This is a genomic window from Streptomyces sp. PA03-3a, from assembly GCF_033792735.1.
Classification (GTDB): domain Bacteria; phylum Actinomycetota; class Actinomycetes; order Streptomycetales; family Streptomycetaceae; genus Actinacidiphila.
The window spans coordinates 1-745 of sequence record NZ_JARAVM010000096.1 but is presented as its reverse complement, the minus strand read 5'-3'; the positions used below and the strand labels follow the sequence as shown (position 1 = coordinate 745).

1 protein-coding gene is annotated in these 745 nt (G+C 73.8%); it reads right to left on the bottom strand.

Annotated elements, in window-relative coordinates; genetic code table 11:
• The coding region (locus tag PV342_RS40920) for a glutamate--cysteine ligase (RefSeq protein WP_500321243.1) at positions 1–745 on the bottom strand (745 nt) is incomplete at both ends.

The following is a 745-nucleotide window of genomic DNA, read 5'->3' as shown; positions in this document are numbered from 1 at the left end:
CGATCCCTTCCCGGGCCGCCCGCCAGGTGGCCAGCCGCAGCAGGGCCACACTGTGCGGGGACGGCGGTTCGCCGGCTCGCCAGGCGCGGGCCGCGGTCTCCACCAAGGCCCGCACCAGCGTCGCCAGCAGCGCGGTGCCGGACGCGTCCAGGCACACGTCCGCGACCCGCACCTCGACCGTGGGGTAGGTGTACGAGAGACGGGCGTCGAAGTAGACCATGCCCGGGCCGCGCAGCGCCCCGGTGGCGATCATGGCCCGGACCTGCTCGTGGTAGCCCGCCGCTGAACCGAACGGCTCCACCGGCCCGGCCGACGGCCACCTGCCCCACACCCGGCTGCGGTAGCTCGCATAGCCGCTGTCCCGGCCCTGCCAGAACGGCGAGTTGCCACTGAGCGCCAGCAGCACCGGCAGCCAGCCGCGGATCCGGTCCAGGACCGCGACGCCCTCCTCGTCGGACTCCACCGACACATGGACATGGCAGCCGCACGTCAGCTGCTCGTCCGCGGTCAGCCCGTAACGGTCACGCAGCCACCCGTACCGCTCCCCGGTACTCAGCGACGGACTCACCGGCAACGGCGAGGTCGCCAGCGCCGCCACCACCCCCCCGGACTCCTGCGCATGCCGGGCCGCCTCCGCACGCCACCGCACGACCTCCGCCGCCACATCCTCCATCCGCTCCTGCGGGCGCGTGGCGAACTCCAACTGCTCCCTCTGCAGCTCCGCCTCGAACACCTCGCCGCACAC